Source organism: Candidatus Amoebophilus asiaticus 5a2, assembly GCF_000020565.1.
Classification (GTDB): Bacteria; Bacteroidota; Bacteroidia; order Cytophagales; family Amoebophilaceae; genus Amoebophilus; species Amoebophilus asiaticus.
The window spans coordinates 728,819-745,507 of record NC_010830.1; the positions used below are offsets into that span (position 1 = coordinate 728,819).

The 16,689-nt window shown below is 34.4% G+C and carries 13 protein-coding genes; 5 read left to right on the forward strand and 8 right to left on the reverse strand.

What is annotated here, in order from left to right:
• Positions 1-77: 77 nt before the first annotated feature.
• The 4 genes from AASI_RS02905 to AASI_RS08585 form a co-directional block, all read right to left on the reverse strand.
• Entirely contained in the window at positions 78-725 is a 648-nt protein-coding gene (locus AASI_RS02905) for an O-methyltransferase (RefSeq protein WP_012472735.1), read from the reverse strand.
• 32 nt (positions 726-757) lie between these two features.
• Complete coding sequence (locus tag AASI_RS02910) at positions 758-1,648, reverse strand: YicC/YloC family endoribonuclease (RefSeq protein ID WP_044282768.1); 891 nt, start codon at positions 1,646-1,648, stop codon at positions 758-760.
• 113 nt (positions 1,649-1,761) lie between these two features.
• Complete coding sequence (locus tag AASI_RS02915; protein WP_187146295.1) at positions 1,762-2,142, reverse strand: phosphatase PAP2 family protein; 381 nt, start codon at positions 2,140-2,142, stop codon at positions 1,762-1,764.
• A 789-nt stretch (positions 2,143-2,931) separates the two neighbouring features.
• A complete protein-coding gene (locus AASI_RS08585; RefSeq protein WP_148204929.1) occupies positions 2,932-5,526 on the reverse strand; it encodes a coiled-coil domain-containing protein in 2,595 nt (864 codons plus the stop codon).
• Between the two features lie 1,188 nt (positions 5,527-6,714).
• On the opposite strand from AASI_RS08585, the gene rpmB reads away from it, so the two are divergent.
• The 4 genes from rpmB to ftsY all read left to right on the forward strand — a co-directional run bounded on the left by rpmB (position 6,715) and on the right by ftsY (position 8,596).
• Positions 6,715-6,966: a 50S ribosomal protein L28 gene (rpmB, locus tag AASI_RS02925; RefSeq protein ID WP_012472739.1), complete on the forward strand. Its 252-nt coding sequence runs from the start codon at positions 6,715-6,717 to the stop codon at positions 6,964-6,966.
• A 36-nt stretch (positions 6,967-7,002) separates the two neighbouring features.
• A complete protein-coding gene (rpmG, locus tag AASI_RS02930) occupies positions 7,003-7,188 on the forward strand; it encodes a 50S ribosomal protein L33 (protein ID WP_012472740.1) in 186 nt (61 codons plus the stop codon).
• Between the two features lie 5 nt (positions 7,189-7,193).
• Entirely contained in the window at positions 7,194-7,361 is a 168-nt protein-coding gene (locus AASI_RS08025) for a DUF4295 domain-containing protein (RefSeq protein ID WP_012472741.1), read from the forward strand.
• A gap of 299 nt (positions 7,362-7,660) precedes the next feature.
• The gene (ftsY, locus tag AASI_RS02935) at positions 7,661-8,596 is read left to right on the forward strand and encodes a signal recognition particle-docking protein FtsY (RefSeq protein ID WP_012472742.1); all 936 of its coding nucleotides are present in this window, start codon (positions 7,661-7,663) and stop codon (positions 8,594-8,596) included.
• Positions 8,597-9,308: 712 nt separating this feature from the next.
• Here the strand turns inward: ftsY and AASI_RS02940 are convergent.
• Positions 9,309-10,559: an ankyrin repeat domain-containing protein gene (locus tag AASI_RS02940; protein ID WP_316936676.1), complete on the reverse strand. Its 1,251-nt coding sequence runs from the start codon at positions 10,557-10,559 to the stop codon at positions 9,309-9,311.
• A gap of 85 nt (positions 10,560-10,644) precedes the next feature.
• On the opposite strand from AASI_RS02940, the gene AASI_RS02945 reads away from it, so the two are divergent.
• Complete coding sequence (locus tag AASI_RS02945; RefSeq protein ID WP_012472744.1) at positions 10,645-11,472, forward strand: IS5/IS1182 family transposase; 828 nt, start codon at positions 10,645-10,647, stop codon at positions 11,470-11,472.
• A 79-nt stretch (positions 11,473-11,551) separates the two neighbouring features.
• On the opposite strand, the gene AASI_RS02950 is transcribed toward AASI_RS02945, so the two are convergent.
• The 3 genes from AASI_RS02950 to alaS form a co-directional block, all read right to left on the reverse strand.
• Entirely contained in the window at positions 11,552-12,121 is a 570-nt protein-coding gene (locus AASI_RS02950; protein ID WP_044282769.1) for a hypothetical protein, read from the reverse strand.
• A 331-nt stretch (positions 12,122-12,452) separates the two neighbouring features.
• Positions 12,453-13,907, reverse strand: coding sequence for an Asp-tRNA(Asn)/Glu-tRNA(Gln) amidotransferase subunit GatB (gene gatB, locus AASI_RS02955; protein ID WP_012472745.1), 1,455 nt, complete (start codon positions 13,905-13,907; stop codon positions 12,453-12,455).
• Positions 13,908-13,937: 30 nt separating this feature from the next.
• Entirely contained in the window at positions 13,938-16,577 is a 2,640-nt protein-coding gene (gene alaS, locus AASI_RS02960; protein WP_012472746.1) for an alanine--tRNA ligase, read from the reverse strand.
• Positions 16,578-16,689 lie beyond the last annotated feature (112 nt).

Genomic DNA, 16,689 nt, shown 5'->3' on the forward strand with positions numbered 1-16,689 from the left:
TATAGTCTGCCCATATATAGAGCTACCATTTGCCAATAAGCGATAAAAAATAAAAAATAATAGTAAACGGAATAGCTTCATTTTTTTCTAATAACCATTAGTCCATCTCTAATCGGAAATAAAACATTATCTGTTCTTGAATCATTATGTACTCTATTATTAAAATCTATGATTGTCTGAGTGTATTTGTCTTTTGTGAGTTGATTCTCTGTTTCACACACTTTGCCTTTCCAAAGTACGTTGTCTACAATAATAAATCCATGTGGATTTAATTTCTCAAGTGACAATTCATAGTATTGGGTATAGTTCTTTTTGTCGGCATCAATAAATATTAGATCAAATTTTTCATTAATCTTAGGTACGATTTCTAGTGCTGGTCCTATATAATACCGTATTTGATGTGCTTTGCCAGAACTTTCAAAATATCCCTTTACACGTGCTTCTAAATTTTTATCAATATCAACAGTGTATAAAATGCCATCTTCAGTTAGGCCTTCTGCTAAACATAGTGCTGAATAACCTGTATAGGTACCTATTTCTAAAATCCTGCGTGGCCTTATCATATGTGAAAAGGTGGCTAGTATCCTTCCCTGTAAATGGCCAGAAATCATCTTGGCTCCATGGACTTCTGCATGTGTTTCCCTATTAATAGTATTTAAGAGAATCGGTTCAGAACTTGAATAAGCTTCTGCATAGGCATGAATAGCTGAATAATCGGAATCCATAATAGTATTATAATAGATAATTGGAGTATTTCCTATAAAATATTCTGGAGTTGTTCTTTTATTTTTTCTAACTCATTTTTCATAACAATAACATACTGTTGAATAGTAGCATCATTAGCTTTAACCCCAAGTGTGTTTAGTTCTCTGCCTATTTCCTGCGTAATGAAAGTTAATTTCTTCCCAGCTATCTCTTCATGCTTCATAACTTTTTCGAAATAAGCTAAGTGGTTAGCTAAGCGTACTTTTTCTTCAGTAATGTCTAGTTTGTCTAAGTGATAAACGAGCTCTTGTTCTAACCGAAGTTCATCAATAGGTAATTCTGGGCTAATGGCTTTAAGCTTGTCTAAAAGTCTTGTTTTAATAACTTCTAGCCTGTTACTATCTAAGGAGTTTATTAGTGCTAGCTCTTGGGTTATCTTATATAAATAGCTGCTAATACTTTGCAGTAATGCCTTTCCTTCTTCTTCTCTTGTTTGATCGCACTTTTGAAGTGCTGTCTGGATAGTATCTTCTATTTTATTTCTAGTATGCTCGTCTATTTCTGTATCAAACGCTTTATCTGTTGCGTTAACCATAACCCCTGTAGTTTTTAAAGCTATATCAAATATATTATTGGTATGAGCACCTACGTCATTTGCCAGCTGTTCTAGCATCTTATAGTAAGCTTTAAAAAGTGGTTCTTGGATAACAATTTGTGGGGTGGCTTTTTGTTTAGCTTCGTAACTTACAGTAACTTCTATTTTACCCCTATGAAGATAAGTTATAATAAGGTTTCTCCAAGCAAGTGTTTGCTCTGTAAAGAGTTTGGGGACCTGTAAGCTTACATCTGCATGTTTTGAATTAACTGATCTGGCTTCTACTGATACACGTAGTTGATCATCTTCATAAATAGCCTTCCCAAACCCTGTCATTGACTTTTGCATGTCTTGTTAATCTTATAAGTGTTATATGCTGATAAACAAAGATAAGAAAAGCTTAGCGTTTGTAAGTAAGTCTAACTTTGTATATGCTGGGGTGTAAAATTTTTATTCTTATTTCAATATTTGGCACAGTAGAATCTATAGACCATATAAATATTCCATCCCCACCATATTCCACTAAGGGCACCTAATAAAATATCTCCAGGATAATGCACCCCCCCATATATACGTGCATAACTTACAATTGATGCCCAAATAAATAATAGAAAACAGTAGTGAGTTCTGAATAAAAGACATAAAAAGGTTGCTAATCCAAAAGTGTTGGCAGCATGAGAAGAAATAAACCCATATGAGCCGTGGTGCCTGCCTATTACATGCACTATTGCTTTTAAATTGGGGTCAAAGCAAGGACGCAACTTTTGGATGTAAGGTTTAACTAGCCCAGAAGCAAACTGATCACAAATGGTAATTAAGACAGCGATAGTTAATAAAATCACCCAAAACCTTTTCTTGAACCTTTTGATTATGAAGTATAATAAGATTATATATAATGGTATCCAAAATAGCTCATGTGTAATCCAGTATACAACCTTATCCCAGAATGTAGTATGCATTTGGTTGATTATAAGGAATAATTCTTTATCTATTTCCAGTAGGCGTGCAAGCAATAAATTCAACATATATATTGTTGTTAGTTGGCTTAGTGTTTAAGGGGAACAGCTTTAAGGTTAAAGACTTAAAAACTCCAAGGTATATTTTTTTTGTATAATAGTCTCACAGTTTACATTATATTCTAGCCATAAAAAACTTAGCTTTTCCCAATAGATAAAAAGCATAAACATTTTGTGAAATTTGATGATTTGGGTCTTATTTCTGATTTTTTTGTTATTCTGCTCTTTCTATTTCTTGAACTTTCGTTTCTGATTTCTAGGCTTTGCTTATGCTATCTTGGACGTCCCCGGCTCTTTTTTCCTAGGGCCCCTACCTTTATTACTTTCCTCCCGACTGTATTTACTTTTCTCTTGTGATTAAAATAGCTGGAAACTCGTGTTTGCAGGCACTGACACCTATGCTATTGAGATCTGAAGGACTATCATTAGCTAGATATTGAGCATCAAGCTTAAGGAAGTATGGAATATTTGTTCGTTGTAATAGCAAGCTCTTGGCGCACCTTTCGTTTACTCTAAAAAAGATAAAAAATCCCCACTCTTTTAAGGAAAAGGTGGGGAAAAAGAGAACTTATGTTGGAGAAAGTTTAAACTTTCTATTGGGCTATAAAAGTAGATTTATTCGTTTAGCATCAAAGTCCTATTAATATCTCCATCTTTGACCACAATTTTCCTTTCCTCATCAACCCTTGTTGGATTAGAAATATCTAAATTGGCAAATTCTCCTTGTAACTCGTCTGCATGTTCCTCAATATATATATCAACTGTTGCCTCGATATTTGCCTTCTTTTCTGAAGTATTGTAATGTTGATATTCCCATACTAACCATTTTCCCCAACCCCAGTTTCTGTCAGGATCAAGCCCAGAAATTGCTCGGCGGTAAATTTCACGAAGTCTTTTAAGTTTTGCTTTGAAATCGGGATTTAAACTGGGCTTTTTTGCAGAGTCTATGAGATGCCAGTCGGCAAGTTCTTTTTCTGTTGTAGTCTCCTCATCATCCCAAGGATCATCGATCTCATCATTACTCTTTTCTGCATTTTCGTTCTCATCTGAACTTATTTGTCCTAGTGCTTTCATCCTGTCAAATGCAGCAGCAAAAACCTTTTGCATGTCATTTAGTGACTCGCTTCCTGAAGGCAATGAAGGTAGTAATGTAAATCTGGGTTTAAATAAGCCTTTGTCTATATCGTCATGAATCTTACGCAATAATTTTTCTTCTTCACGATTTACGTTGGTGGTCTGATCTGCACGATTTCTTATGGCATCCAACAGTGCTGTTTTACTCATTTCTGAAGGTTGTCCCCTAGGTATTACTACTCTTTTTGCTGTTGAACGTTTTGATTCCCTAAATTCCCTATCTCGCTGTTTGTCTTCTTGCAATAATTTATCTTCTTGTACCTTTGCTCTGGAAACTTCATCCATTATTTCATTATCTCTTTCATCCTCATCCTTGTCCTTGGCATCTTTTTTTTCTCCTTCTTCTCCTACCATAACTGATCGCCTTTTCTCTCGTGCTATTTCCTCACTTGTAGGAGAGTGGGGTGAAAGCACTTTGCCTGAAACTTGTTGAGATTGTCTTTGTTCATTTGTCCGCTTTAAGTCTTTTATTGCCTGAGATAGTAGCTGTTCACCTATTGGTTCATCTTGTGAATTTAGCCGCTCTTTCCCCTTGTCTTCTCTGGCTATTGGCCGGCTGCCACCTGCACTAGCAGGTTTCTGCTGAGTAGGAAATGTCGAAACAAGAGATGCTGGAGGAGGTGTTGGAGCAGGAGGCACCACCGAAGCAGAAGATGCTAACTGAATAGAGCTGTTAGATGTACTCGTGCTAGTTGAAGCATTATCTCCTGATATTTCAGATTCTTTTGTATTCTCTTCCTCACTAGGACCAGCTTCTGCTGCTCTAGCTAGTCTTTCTGCTTGTTCTTCTGCTTGTTTTAACCTTTCTTCTTCCACTTGTCTTAATCTTTCTGCTTCTTCTGCTTGTTTCAACTTTTCTTCTTTTTGTTTTAATCTTTCTGCTGCTTGTTGTAACCTTCCTTCTTCTTGTCTTAGTCTCTCTGCTGCTTGTTGTAACCTTCCTTCTTCTTGTCTTAGTCTTTCTGCTGCTTGTTGTAACCTTCCTTCTTCTTGCCTTATTCTTTCTTCTCCTGCTGCTCTTTCTGCTTCTTGTCTTAGTCTTTCTTCCTCTTGTGCTAATCTTTCTGACGCTTCTTCTTGCCTTAATCTCTCTGCTGCTTGTCTTCTTACTTTTTCTTTCTCTAATCTTTGTGCTTCAGCTTCTTCTTCTGTTACTGCTGCTGACTGTGGTTGCGGCTGTAAAATTGCTTTACTCCAAGTTAAACTTTTAACTATTTTTTTAGCACCACATACTAGCTCTAAGGTAACTTCGGAAGCGCTATTATCACCTTCCTCGTCTAATTGCAAAATAGTGGAATATGGTGAAGCATTTTTATTCATTAAAAATGGCTCAATATTAGCTGATTCTCCATTTATTATCTTTTTTCCATTTAATGTAAAACTAGCACCCTGATGTTCTACCACTGTTGATGTTAATCTTATAAAAATATCTTCTAAGCTTATCTCATCCTTTCCAACGTTATTAATGAAAAAGCTTACTTGTTGATCATTGTGAAACTCTTTATTATTAGTCAAACCATAAAATGCACCAAAGCATATGCCAATTTCGCTTTCTGCTTTATTCCAAGTAACTTGCAAGGGACTTCCTTTAGATGTTCTCTTCTCTCCATCTACCTTAAAAAGTTCTATGATTACTATTGTTTGTACTCTACTTGCATCTGGTTTAATAGTAAATTTCACCTCGCCTTTTTCATTGATAGCCTCTTCTACACCTAGTTCTGAAAAATTAAAAAAATGTGAGAGATTTTTGGTAAAATTTGCACTCGTTTCTTTTTCCCATTTTTCGTCTTTATAAGCTAAATAAGAAACCTTTCCTTGCTCAACGCTAACTTTTAATTCAAAATCTTTTAATAAAGTACGTAGTTTTTCATCCTCTTTTAAAAAGCTTAAATTAAATTCCTTCTGAGTTTCTCCAGTTAACGTCTTTTTGTCAACACTCATAACCAAGTCTCCATAAGCCTGAGGAATTGGCTCTTTACTACATCCTTCATCACAAGCGGCAACACTAATGATAAAAAGCATGATCACAATGCTACTCGTGTTGAATTTTCCTTTTATCTTTTTTACTAATGACATGATAATTAGATTTAGTGGGATTAAAAAAGCTATAATTGATACTTTAAGGATAATATTTTATATAACGCCTTAGAGTCTAGTTCGTGATAACGTTATTTTGAAAAAAATATTTACGCAAAAGTAAAAAAAAATGTTTCACATTTAATGAGAATAGAATAAAAGTTTTATTAAGTAATAATTACACCTTCTGTTTTTGTGTCTGTTTTGGTATAAACGGAAGTATTGTGGTGCCTGTTTTTATAGCCTGCATATAATAATATAATAATTATTACTTTATTTCCATCTATGTCTGCTTTTTAAAGGTATAGGCATAGCCTTATGTATTGATGCTTCAGAGCAAAATTACCCAGCTCTTACTTTCTTGAGATTAAACTTTTTTACTCTACAGCTACTGTCACAGTCCTATATTTTTTAGCTATAACTTTTTAATTTTTTAAAATCTAATTTGCTCGTTGTAATTTAGTTTCAATATTCTCATTCACATTTGCTATAACTATAGATAGAATTTTAAGGATAGTTCCCCCGCACAAGCCTCTTTGCATAAATAACTTAGAAACTTAGTGTGGATGTGCTAGCACTTCTTTGTAATTAGCCGCAGAAGATAACAATGACCTCCACTACCTATATTAATACTATTTTTTCTTCTATTCCTCTGTATATTAGTACTTATAGTAAGCCTTGCTTGGTAATTGGCTGAACATCAGTAACGGCAATAGAAGGAGGGAATTGATAATTATGAGGGTTATAGAAATGAGCTGCCTATTAAAAGGGTTTATATTATGGCAGTAACTTGTTTGAATGGATCTAGCCTCATATTGTCTTTATTAGCAGAAATCAAAGTGCTAATCCCAGGCAGTATATTATTACTTGCTAAATAGTGTGTGCTTAAATTTTAGGAATAGTTATCAGTTTTACTTTTGATAGCTTCCACAATAACGTAGATACATGTTATTCTTTTACTATTAAGCATAACAATACTATATAGAGCCAGCTTCACCTCACAGTGGTTTATTAAAATAGATTTGTTCTTATGTATATTTACTGAATCGTCTCCACTTATGAAATTATATACATTTCTTATTGATGTTTATTATGGATAATTAGTGTTATATAAATAAACTAATGCTAGATTATTTTGTATAATACATACACATAGTTATCTTTGTAAGATTCAAATACTTCTTAAAGATGTCAAAAGTTTGTGATATTACTGGGAAACGTCCACGTGTAGGTAACAAGGTTTCCCACGCCAATAATAAAACTAAAAGAAGGTTTTACCCTAACCTTCAGTTTAAAAAGTTCTATGTACCTGAGACTAACAGCTGGATTGTGTTACGTGTTTCTACCTCTGTTATTCGGACGATCAATAAAAAAGGTATTTTAGAAGTGATCAAAGAAGCTCAAAGAAAAGGGACAATCAGTCAACTAATAGTAGGGTAATAATTTAAGAACAGCGAAAAAGGATGCTAAAAAGTTATGGCAAAACAAAAGGGAAATAGAATACAAGTAATTCTAGAATGCACAGAACACAGAAAAAGTGGTATGCCTGGCATATCTAGATATTCTACTGAAAAAAATAGAAAAAATACATCTGATAGGTTAGTGCTTAAAAAATATAACCCTATCCTTAAAAAATACACTTTACATAAAGAAATTAAATAACTATTATGGCTAAAAAAGTAGTAGCAACTCTTCGTAAAGCAGGCAGTAGTAAAAACTTGGCTAAATTTATTACTTGTGTTAAATCACCTAAGACCAAGGCATATACATTTAAAGAAGAAATTGTAACATTAGACCAAGCGAAAGATTTGCTTGAAGGAAATAAGATTTCATAATCTACTTATATCTTTTTAATTCGCTTCATAAATTGGCTACAAAATGCCTGAATAAGGTTTTTTGTAGCCTTATTTTATATATACTTATCCTCTTAGCTTTATATAAGCATACATATATTTAAAGACTAAGCCTTATGAGGTTAGTTGTAATATTTATAGGTTAACCATTTGTAGAAATTATAACATTTAAATTATTCTTTTAAGTACCTAAAAATAAAGTAATCATACTATATCTATTTAAATATAAAAAACTACATTTATAGGTACTATTTATTAACCTATTAAACTAACTATACTTGATGGGTATTTTTAATTTCTTTTCTAAGAAAAGCAAAGAGAAACTTGATAAAGCTTTAACGCCAACCAAAACCTCATTTTGGAATAATTTTAATAAGGTACTTGTAGGAAAGTCAACTGTAGATGATGAAATATTAGACAGATTAGAGGAGCTATTGCTTACTGCCGATATAGGGATAGATACCACCTTAAAAATTATAGATCTTTTGGAAATGCGTGTAGCGCGCGATAAATATTTAAATGTTGCTGAATTAGAAAGCATTCTTCGTGAAGAAATAGAGTCCTTAATTACCATACTCAATCAGGCAGAACAAAATACTGCTTTGCCGCACATAATTTTGATAGTAGGCATCAATGGAGTAGGTAAAACAACTACCATTGGTAAATTAGCAGCACTTTACAAACAAGCGGGTAAAAAGGTTATTTTGGGTGCTGCAGATACTTTTAGAGCTGCTGCCATAGAACAGCTCAAAATGTGGGGCGAGCGTGTAGGCGTTCCAGTAGTTGCACATTCTATGCATACCGATCCTTCTGCTGTAGCGTACGACACAGTACAAAAAGCTATACAAGAACAGGCAGATGTAGCTATTATTGATACAGCCGGCAGGTTACATACAAAAGTAAATTTAATGAATGAGTTGTCTAAAATAAGGCGTACTATAGAAAAACTAATGCCTGCAGCGCCACATGAGATATTATTAGTATTAGATGCTACAACAGGGCAAAATGCATTTATACAAACAAAAGCATTTACAGAAGCTACTGCTGTAAATGGTCTAGTAGTTACTAAACTAGATGGTACAGCCAAAGGAGGTGTAGTAATTGGTATTATTGATCAGTTTCATGTTCCAGTAAAGTATATAGGAGTAGGGGAGCAAATAGACGATTTACAGTTGTTTGATGAGAAAGAATTTGTAGAAACGCTGTTTAAACAGTAAGGTAAAAATTTAAATATGCACTATTAATTGTCAATTGAATTTAATAGAGCGGCTGCGAAAAGAAGACTCCCGGAAAAAGTGAAGGTATATTATATATAATTAAAGGAAACCTAAGTATCAAAACAGTAGGCATCCACGTATGTATACCCCATTAGAAATACCTAAAAAGCATATTTCAATTGACAACTAACCAGTAAATTTATACTCTTTATAGTTGGTATATATACGCCTTTTATGCTTGGTAGCTAGTTGTATTTATATATAAGCGCTTCTTTTAGCTAAAAACAGAAACTCTATTTTGAATAAGTATGAAAACTTATACACAAAATGTGTATTTGAAATGTAAAAAATAAGTTTAGGTGCTGAAAGTTAGTTTATCTAATAAGAGAGCCGGTGCAAAACGGCAAATAGTCAGCTTTCTAATTATATTTCTTCTGGTTAAAATTTTATTTCGCGGTATACCTAATTAGATATTTTGCAGTAGGTGAGTAGTATATCCCTATTTAGCAAGGGTAACTTTACTCTATCAAATCCGAACATTTAGTATGCACCTATGAGCTTGCTAAAGTCAGGCATTGTGTATCCTTACTATGATCAAACAATATTTAAATTGTCAAATAAGTAACAAGTAACTATAAACCACATAATATGTGGAAAGCGTATGCCTTATAATGGATTACCAGGATTATTTTTAAAAATTTAAACCTAATTTTTAAAAAGTTGGGGGTTGGGGTGCTACAACCATATACTGATTGTCTACTGCATTTAAGACAATAGGTTTAAATGGTCCTTTTAGTATTTTTGCCATTTCAAAATGTCCTTGTTTATCAGCTAAGTCTATTGGTGTATTGCCATTTCTATCCTTAACATTCACATTAGCTCCATTGTTGATTAATAAATAAGCTAGCCTAGTATCGTTATTTTCAGCAGCAAAATGTAGAAGAGTAGGATATATGTTATTGCTTCTTTGTATATCAATAAGGCATTTCATCTTTTCTGTTAAGGTTGCACCCTGCTCTATTAAAAAGTCAACAACTTCTGAATATCCATTCACAATAGCTAAGCTGAGTGGTGTGCTAGTATTATAATAAGTGCTACTTTTAGCCTCTAAGTCAGCACCATTTTGTACTAGCAATTTTACCATTGCCAAACAACCGTTCCTAGCAGCAAAATGAAGTGGTGTAAAATCCCAATAATTTTTAGAATTAACATTCAATCGCTTGCCTAATATAAGCAATTGAGCCATTTCTGTGTCCTTATTTTGTACAGCTACATGCAATAGCGCATTACCTCGATTAATGCTTGAAGTATTAAACTGATTGTCAATATCTAGCACCCTTAAGCTGGCGCCATGTTCTATCAAACTTTTTGCAATTTTTGCATGCCCTTTGTTGACAGCTAATTGTAAAGGAGTACTACCTGAAACTTTCTCTAGAATAACATGTCCTTCGTATGTGCGTGGAATAACTTTTATATTTTTAACATCCCTTTTAAAACCTCGTCCTAGTAAAAAATCGACTATTTCTAAAGATCCTCCCTTAACAGCATGATGCAGAATGTTGTTGTCTTTTTTATCTGTACTTCTGTAATCAGTTCTTTTTTCTATTAAGAAACGGACCACTTCCATATATCCATTTCGAGCAGCTAGATGAACTGTCATCATGCCATCATTATTGATAGTATCCATAGTTATGCCTTTGCTTACCAATAATTTTACCACATCTAAATATCCACTTTTAGCAGCAAGATGAAGTGCAGTATTACCATCTTGATTCTTTGCTTTTAAATTAGCCCTGTTTCCTATTAAAAGCGCTACTATTCTTAAATATCCATTCGCAGCAGCTAAATGGAGTGGTGTATTTGCATGGGCATCTACAGTACTTATATTGCCTTCTGTTTTGAGTAATGATTCAACATTCTCATTGGCTTGTATAATAAGTTTATTCTTAATGTCTTTAAGAATTAGAGATTAGAACTGCTGCGAAAAAGATTGACAAAGAAGATAAAAAGGGTTAAGATGTAATTCTTATTATATAAAAGGAATAAGTATGCATTTAACCTACGCGAGGATAAGCAAACATCCCTATAACTTTATAAGAATAACTGGCTTGAGACTAGAAACCTTTGAGCAATTAGTTTTAAAAGTAAGGCCTCTCTTTGAAGAGTTAGAATCGAGCAAGCTGCGCCATGGTAGGATGAGTCATTTACCTACCATGGAAGATAAATTGCTCTGTGTACTCATGTATTATCGCACTTATATTAGCCATGTGTTTTTAGGCTATTTGTTTAACTTACACAACGCTAACATATGCCGCTTGTTAAGAAAAATGGAGCCATTACTAGCTAAGAAGATTAGCATTAAAAAAGATCGCAGCTTAACCTCAGAAAAGGTATTGCGCATATTAGCAGATGTGAGCGAGCAGCCTACACAAAGACCTACTAAGAAGCAAAAGAAATCATATTCAGGCAAGAAAAAGCGACATACTATAAAAACAGAGATAGTGATAAGAGAAGATGGAAAGATACTCTCTGTATCCAAATCCCATAAAGGAAGAGTGCATGACTTTAAAATCCGTAAAGGAGAAAAACTCTTACCTAAAGAAAGCTTAAAGCTAGCAGATAGTGGCTATCAAGGCTGGCAAAAACTACAGAGCAATGTCATGATTCCCTATAAAAAGAGCCGTAAGCGGCCATTAACCAAGGAGCAGAAAGAACATAACAGAAAGCTATCCTCCATACGCATGAAGGTAGAGCATAAGATAAGAGAGATCAAGGTGTTTAAGATTATGTCAGAAGTTTACCGTAACTTTCAGAAGAAATATAACCTGCGCTTTAATATTATAGCGGGTATGATAAACTTCAAGCATGCTTTTTAACAAATAGCGTCGCTACTGGCAAGATCCTCTCTCTGTTTTATTCAAATTCCTACTCTATTTTATCTCTTTCGCAGCAGCTCTATTGTAATTTGCCGTCGTTAAGATGATCAATATCATTAATACGAATATGGTTAAGCTTGGTTGCTACTAGATGCTCGGTTAATTCCATATTAGGATGATTGATAGCCATGTGTAAGGGGCTATCCCTTTGCTCAATCTTGCTATAGATGTTAGCACTTCTAGTCTTCTCTTCTTTTTCTTCCTGTTCTTCTCCCTGTTTTTCTTTGCCTTTTTCTTCCTTGATTTTTGAAAAGGATCTGTGCTGAGTTGTACTAGTATCTGAAGTATTTCCAGCCGTTATTATAGGAGATAGGCTTACATCTGGAAAAGCGTTTGTAGAAGGAATAGCAACAGTATTTAAATGATAATTAGCTGCTATATACTCTTCTAATTTAATCAAATCCCCTTTTTCAAATCCTGCTAAAGGTTCGATAGTGAGAAGGTGTTTTTTTGCTTTCTCTTGAGCAAGCTCTTCCCTTTTTCTTCTTTCAACCTCACTCTCTTCTCCGAATAAACAACCTTCTAAGGAAAACGAGATTAATAATAAATAGAAGGATGTCTGATAGACTTTATAAATTCTTAAATTCATATTGAAAGATGTTAAAAGGCATAAATTCAACTCTCTACCGTAAAATACATAACCTACCACTGCCAGAAGTAAATTTAGGAAAATTATTATAAAATCATACGGTGAATTATGATTTAGAGAATTATAGCTTGGATTATAATATGTTTAAAGATTCAAATCCTTTGCCGAGTATCATAAATGTAGGTGCGAAAGCTATACTTTAAGTTTATGTTATACCCAATCTCTTTATCATATATATGAAGAAAGATCTGTTCACTTTCAAAAATATAATATAGATGTATCTACTTTATAAATAGAATTGTGAATTAGATAGCAGACATAGATATCTAAGCTAACTTTCTAGTCTTTCTCTAAGCAAATTGCTTACTATATTAGGCGCTGCTTTACCTTGGCTTTTTTGCATAATTTCTCCCATAAGCATTCCTAATATACCTTTCTTTCCATTCCTGTAAGCTAATACCTTATCTGGATAAGCTTGTATAACATCTTCCACCAGCGTTAACAAAGCATCAGTATCTTTTTCTTGTAAAAGATTAAGCTCTTGTGCTAATTCAAATGGTGTTCTATTAGGTTCTGCTAATAAAGCTGGAAAAAGCTGTTGGGAAGCCACAGAGAAGCTGGCTTCGCCTTTTTCTACTAGTTCTATAAGTGCTGCTAAAGTAGGAGCGTTAAGTGGGAACTCTTGTAGTGGCAAGTTTAGTTCGTTGAGGTATGCCTTTACAGGACCCATAAGCCAGTTAGCAGCTGCCGTATAATGGTTGGTAAGCTGACATAACGATTCAAAAAACAAGGCTAAGTCTTTGCTTTCTGTTAACACGCTAGCTGCATAAGCACTAATTTGATAATCTCCTATAAACTTAGCACGATATTCTCTAGGTAATAGAGGCATCTCTTGCTTTACTTGTGCAATCCATTCTTCAGTTACAATCAGGGGTGGCAGGTCAGGTTCTATAAAGTATCGGTAGTCTAGTGCACTTTCTTTGGTACGCTGGCTTATAGTCTTTCCAGAGGCTGCATCATAAAACTTTGTTTCTGCAATAACCTTTTCTCCTGCTTCTAATACTTGTATTTGTCGCTCTATCTCATGCTCAATAGCCAATTGCACGTTCTTGATGGAGTTCATATTCTTTACTTCAACCCTTTGTCCAAATGTTGTAGAATGAGCTGGCATTACTGAAATATTAGCATCGCAACGTAAAGAGCCTTCTTCCATATTGCCATCACACACTTCTAAATAGCGTACCAACCTTCTTAATTCTGTTAAAAAAGCATAAGCCTCTTCAGAATTTTTTATATCTGGGCATGTTACTATTTCTAATAAAGCTACGCCTGCTCTATTGAAATCTAACAGCGTGTCATCAGCCATATCATGGATGGACTTGCCCGCATCTTCTTCCAAGTGTATACGCTGTAGTTCAATATTCCTTTCTTCGCTTTCTGGAGTAGTAATAGTAATGTATCCTCCTTGGCAGATAGGAGTTGTATCCTGAGTAATCTGATATCCTTTTGGTAAATCTGGGTAAAAATAGTTTTTACGTGCAAAATAGTTAGTGCGGGTAATAGTTGATTTACAAGCTAATCCTAGTTTAATGGCATATTCTATCGCCCTTTTGTTAATAGTAGGTAAGGTCCCAGGATGTGCTAGACTAATGGTGCTAACTAGTGTATTAGGTAAAGCACCATAAGCAGCAGGCTCTGGAGAAAATATCTTACTTTTTAACGAAAGTTGTGCGTGTACTTCTAGTCCTATAACTGGGATGTAATTTCCTTTATCTGCAGATTTCATAATTCATAAATGGATCAAAAAGAATTTATACTATAATATATATTTCTCTAATATGTGGCGAGCTGTAACTAGTACTTGGTTTATTCCGCTGGCATCATTTCCTTTTGCTGTAGCAAAGAAAGGTTGTCCACCACCGCCTCCTTGAATAAGAGTTGCTAACTCTTTAATGATAATGTTAGCATTCATTTGAGTTTTATGAATTAACTCTTCAGAAATAAATAATGCGATATGTGGCTGCTGATCAATAATAGATGTTAGGGTTAAAAAGAAAGGCCCTTTGTTAGTTCTAAAGCTAAGAGCTACTTGTTTAAGTGCTTCTACGTTTGGTACCTTTACTTCTTCAATAAGTACTTGAATTTCTTGAACTTGCTTAATGTGTTGATACAGGTTATCTATAACACTACGAACTTCTTGAGCCTGGTAAGACAATATCTTTTTTTCTAAATTCGCTTTTTCTTCCAATAAATGGTAAATACTTTTTACAAGATCGTTTGGCTTTTTAAGTGCCTCGGTTGCCTGATTTAATATAGATAATTGTTCAATAATAAAATTTTCAGCTGCATCGGCAGTAATGGCTTCTATCCGCCGGGTACCAGCTGCTATCCCCGTCTCTGCTGTTATTTTGAAAAAGCCTAACTTACCTGTAGCAGATGCATGCGTACCTCCACAAAGTTCTTTAGAAAAATAAGGATCAAAGGTAATTACACGCACATACTCTCCATATTTCTCTCCAAACAACGCTGTGACACCCATTGACTTAGCATCCTCTAAAAGCATACTTCTTACTTCGTGTAAATTAATATTTGCCCTAATTTTTTGGTTGACAATATGTTCTATCTCTCGAATCTGTTCAGGACTAACTTTGGTATAATGAGGGAAATCGAATCGTAATAGTTTTTCATTTACCAATGACCCTTTTTGTTCTATATGGGAACCTAACACTTGTCTTAGTGCAGCATGTAAAAGGTGAGTAGCTGAATGGTTGCTAGCTATTAAATTCCTTTTTTTAACGTCTACTACAGCTTGGACAGTAGCATGCAAATCGTGAGGTAGCTCATGAGTGTAATGGATGATGCGCTCGTATTCTTTTTTAGTGTCAAAAACAGCAATAATTTGTTCACCAACTATAAGCGTACCAGTATCTCCAACTTGTCCTCCTCCTTCTGGGTAAAAAGGAGTTTGGTCTAATACTATCTGATAAATTTCTTCACCTTTTTGATAAATAGAACGATATTGTATTACTTTAGCAATTAATTCAAGCTGGTCATAACCTATAAAGACAGAATCCACATCTTTAACTACAATATGCCAATCTCCTTGCTCTAGTACGGCTGCCTGTTGGGAACGAATACGTTGGTTTTGTAGTGCTTTTTGGAAACCCTCTTCATCTACTTCCAATCCTTTTTCTTGAGCTATTAAACGAGTTAAATCTGGAGGAAACCCATACGTATCATATAATTCAAAAGCAGTTGGTCCATCTATAACTTGTTGTCCGTTTATATTTAATGTTTCACTGATGTGCTCCAGGCGATGCAATCCTACAGCAAGTGTCTTGAAGAAAGATTCTTCCTCGCTTTTAATAACCTGTTCTATATAGCTTTGCTGTTGTTTGATCTGAGGATATACGTTTTTAAATTGCTGAGCTAATATGCTCACTAATTGATACATAAAAGGAGTCTCAAATCCCAAGTTAGTATATCCATAACGTACGGCTCTCCTTAAAATTCTTCTAACAACATATCCTGCTTGTGTGTTACTAGGTAGCTGTCCGTCTGCAATGGCAAAAGTTATAGCACGTATATGGTCAGCTACTACACGCATAGCAATATCTACTTTATTATCTTTTCCATAAGTTTTATGGCTAAGGCGCATGATATTATGGATCAAGGGTACAAAAATATCAGTATCATAGGTAGAACTTTTACCCTGTAGTACCATAGTAAGCCGCTCAAATCCCATACCAGTATCTACATGTTTAGCTGGTAATTCCATGAGTTGTCCACTTGCCAACCTATTGTATTGTATAAATACCAAATTCCAGATTTCAATAACTTGAGGGTGGCCAGTATTTACCAATTCTTTGCCTGCTTGTTGTTGAATTTCTTCTTCTGTTCTTATGTCAACATGTATCTCGGAACAAGGTCCACATGGGCCTGTATCGCCCATTTCCCAGAAATTATCTTTCTTATTGCCATATAATATTCTATCTCTGCTTATATATTTTTCCCAAGTGTTTAAACTCTCCTGGTCTAATTCTAAACTTTCTTCTTCATCTCCTTGAAATACAGTTACATATAACCTTTCTTGGGGTAATTTATATACTTCAGTAAGTAACTCCCATGCACATGCAATAGCTTCTTCTTTAAAGTATTCACCAAACGACCAATTACCTAGCATTTCAAACATAGTATGGTGGTACGTATCTACTCCAACTTCTTCTAGATCATTATGTTTTCCAGAGACTCGTAAGCAAGGTTGGGTGCTAATAGCTCTTTGGTAAGGAGCTTCTTGCTGATTTAAAAAAAAATCCTTAAACTGATTCATACCAGCATTGGTAAAAAGTAGTGTGGGATCCTCTTTATTGACGATCGGTGCAGCTTTGACGTGATGATGGTCTTTTTGTTTAAAAAAATCGACAAATTTTTGTCTAATGTTACTGCTACACAACATAGATTATCTAGGTATATTAAATTTTGGTTAAATTATTTATGAGTAGTAGGCTTGGAAGTAAAAGCAAATACTATTTATTTTGACGCATATATATTAACAAAGCTATATAATT

Excerpts from the sequence above, each read along its gene's own strand:
- AASI_RS02905 (WP_012472735.1), bottom strand. The coding sequence starts at position 725 with ATGGATTCCGATTATTCAGCTATTCATGCCTATGCAGAAGCTTATTCA.
- AASI_RS02910 (WP_044282768.1), bottom strand. The coding sequence starts at position 1,648 with ATGCAAAAGTCAATGACAGGGTTTGGGAAGGCTATTTATGAAGATGAT.
- AASI_RS08585 (WP_148204929.1), bottom strand. The coding sequence starts at position 5,526 with ATGTCATTAGTAAAAAAGATAAAAGGAAAATTCAACACGAGTAGCATT.
- rpmB (WP_012472739.1), top strand. The coding sequence starts at position 6,715 with ATGTCAAAAGTTTGTGATATTACTGGGAAACGTCCACGTGTAGGTAAC.
- rpmG (WP_012472740.1), top strand. The coding sequence starts at position 7,003 with ATGGCAAAACAAAAGGGAAATAGAATACAAGTAATTCTAGAATGCACA.
- AASI_RS08025 (WP_012472741.1), top strand. The coding sequence starts at position 7,194 with ATGGCTAAAAAAGTAGTAGCAACTCTTCGTAAAGCAGGCAGTAGTAAA.
- ftsY (WP_012472742.1), top strand. The coding sequence starts at position 7,661 with ATGGGTATTTTTAATTTCTTTTCTAAGAAAAGCAAAGAGAAACTTGAT.
- AASI_RS02945 (WP_012472744.1), top strand. The coding sequence starts at position 10,645 with ATGCATTTAACCTACGCGAGGATAAGCAAACATCCCTATAACTTTATA.
- AASI_RS02950 (WP_044282769.1), bottom strand. The coding sequence starts at position 12,121 with ATGAATTTAAGAATTTATAAAGTCTATCAGACATCCTTCTATTTATTA.
- gatB (WP_012472745.1), bottom strand. The coding sequence starts at position 13,907 with ATGAAATCTGCAGATAAAGGAAATTACATCCCAGTTATAGGACTAGAA.
- alaS (WP_012472746.1), bottom strand. The coding sequence starts at position 16,577 with ATGTTGTGTAGCAGTAACATTAGACAAAAATTTGTCGATTTTTTTAAA.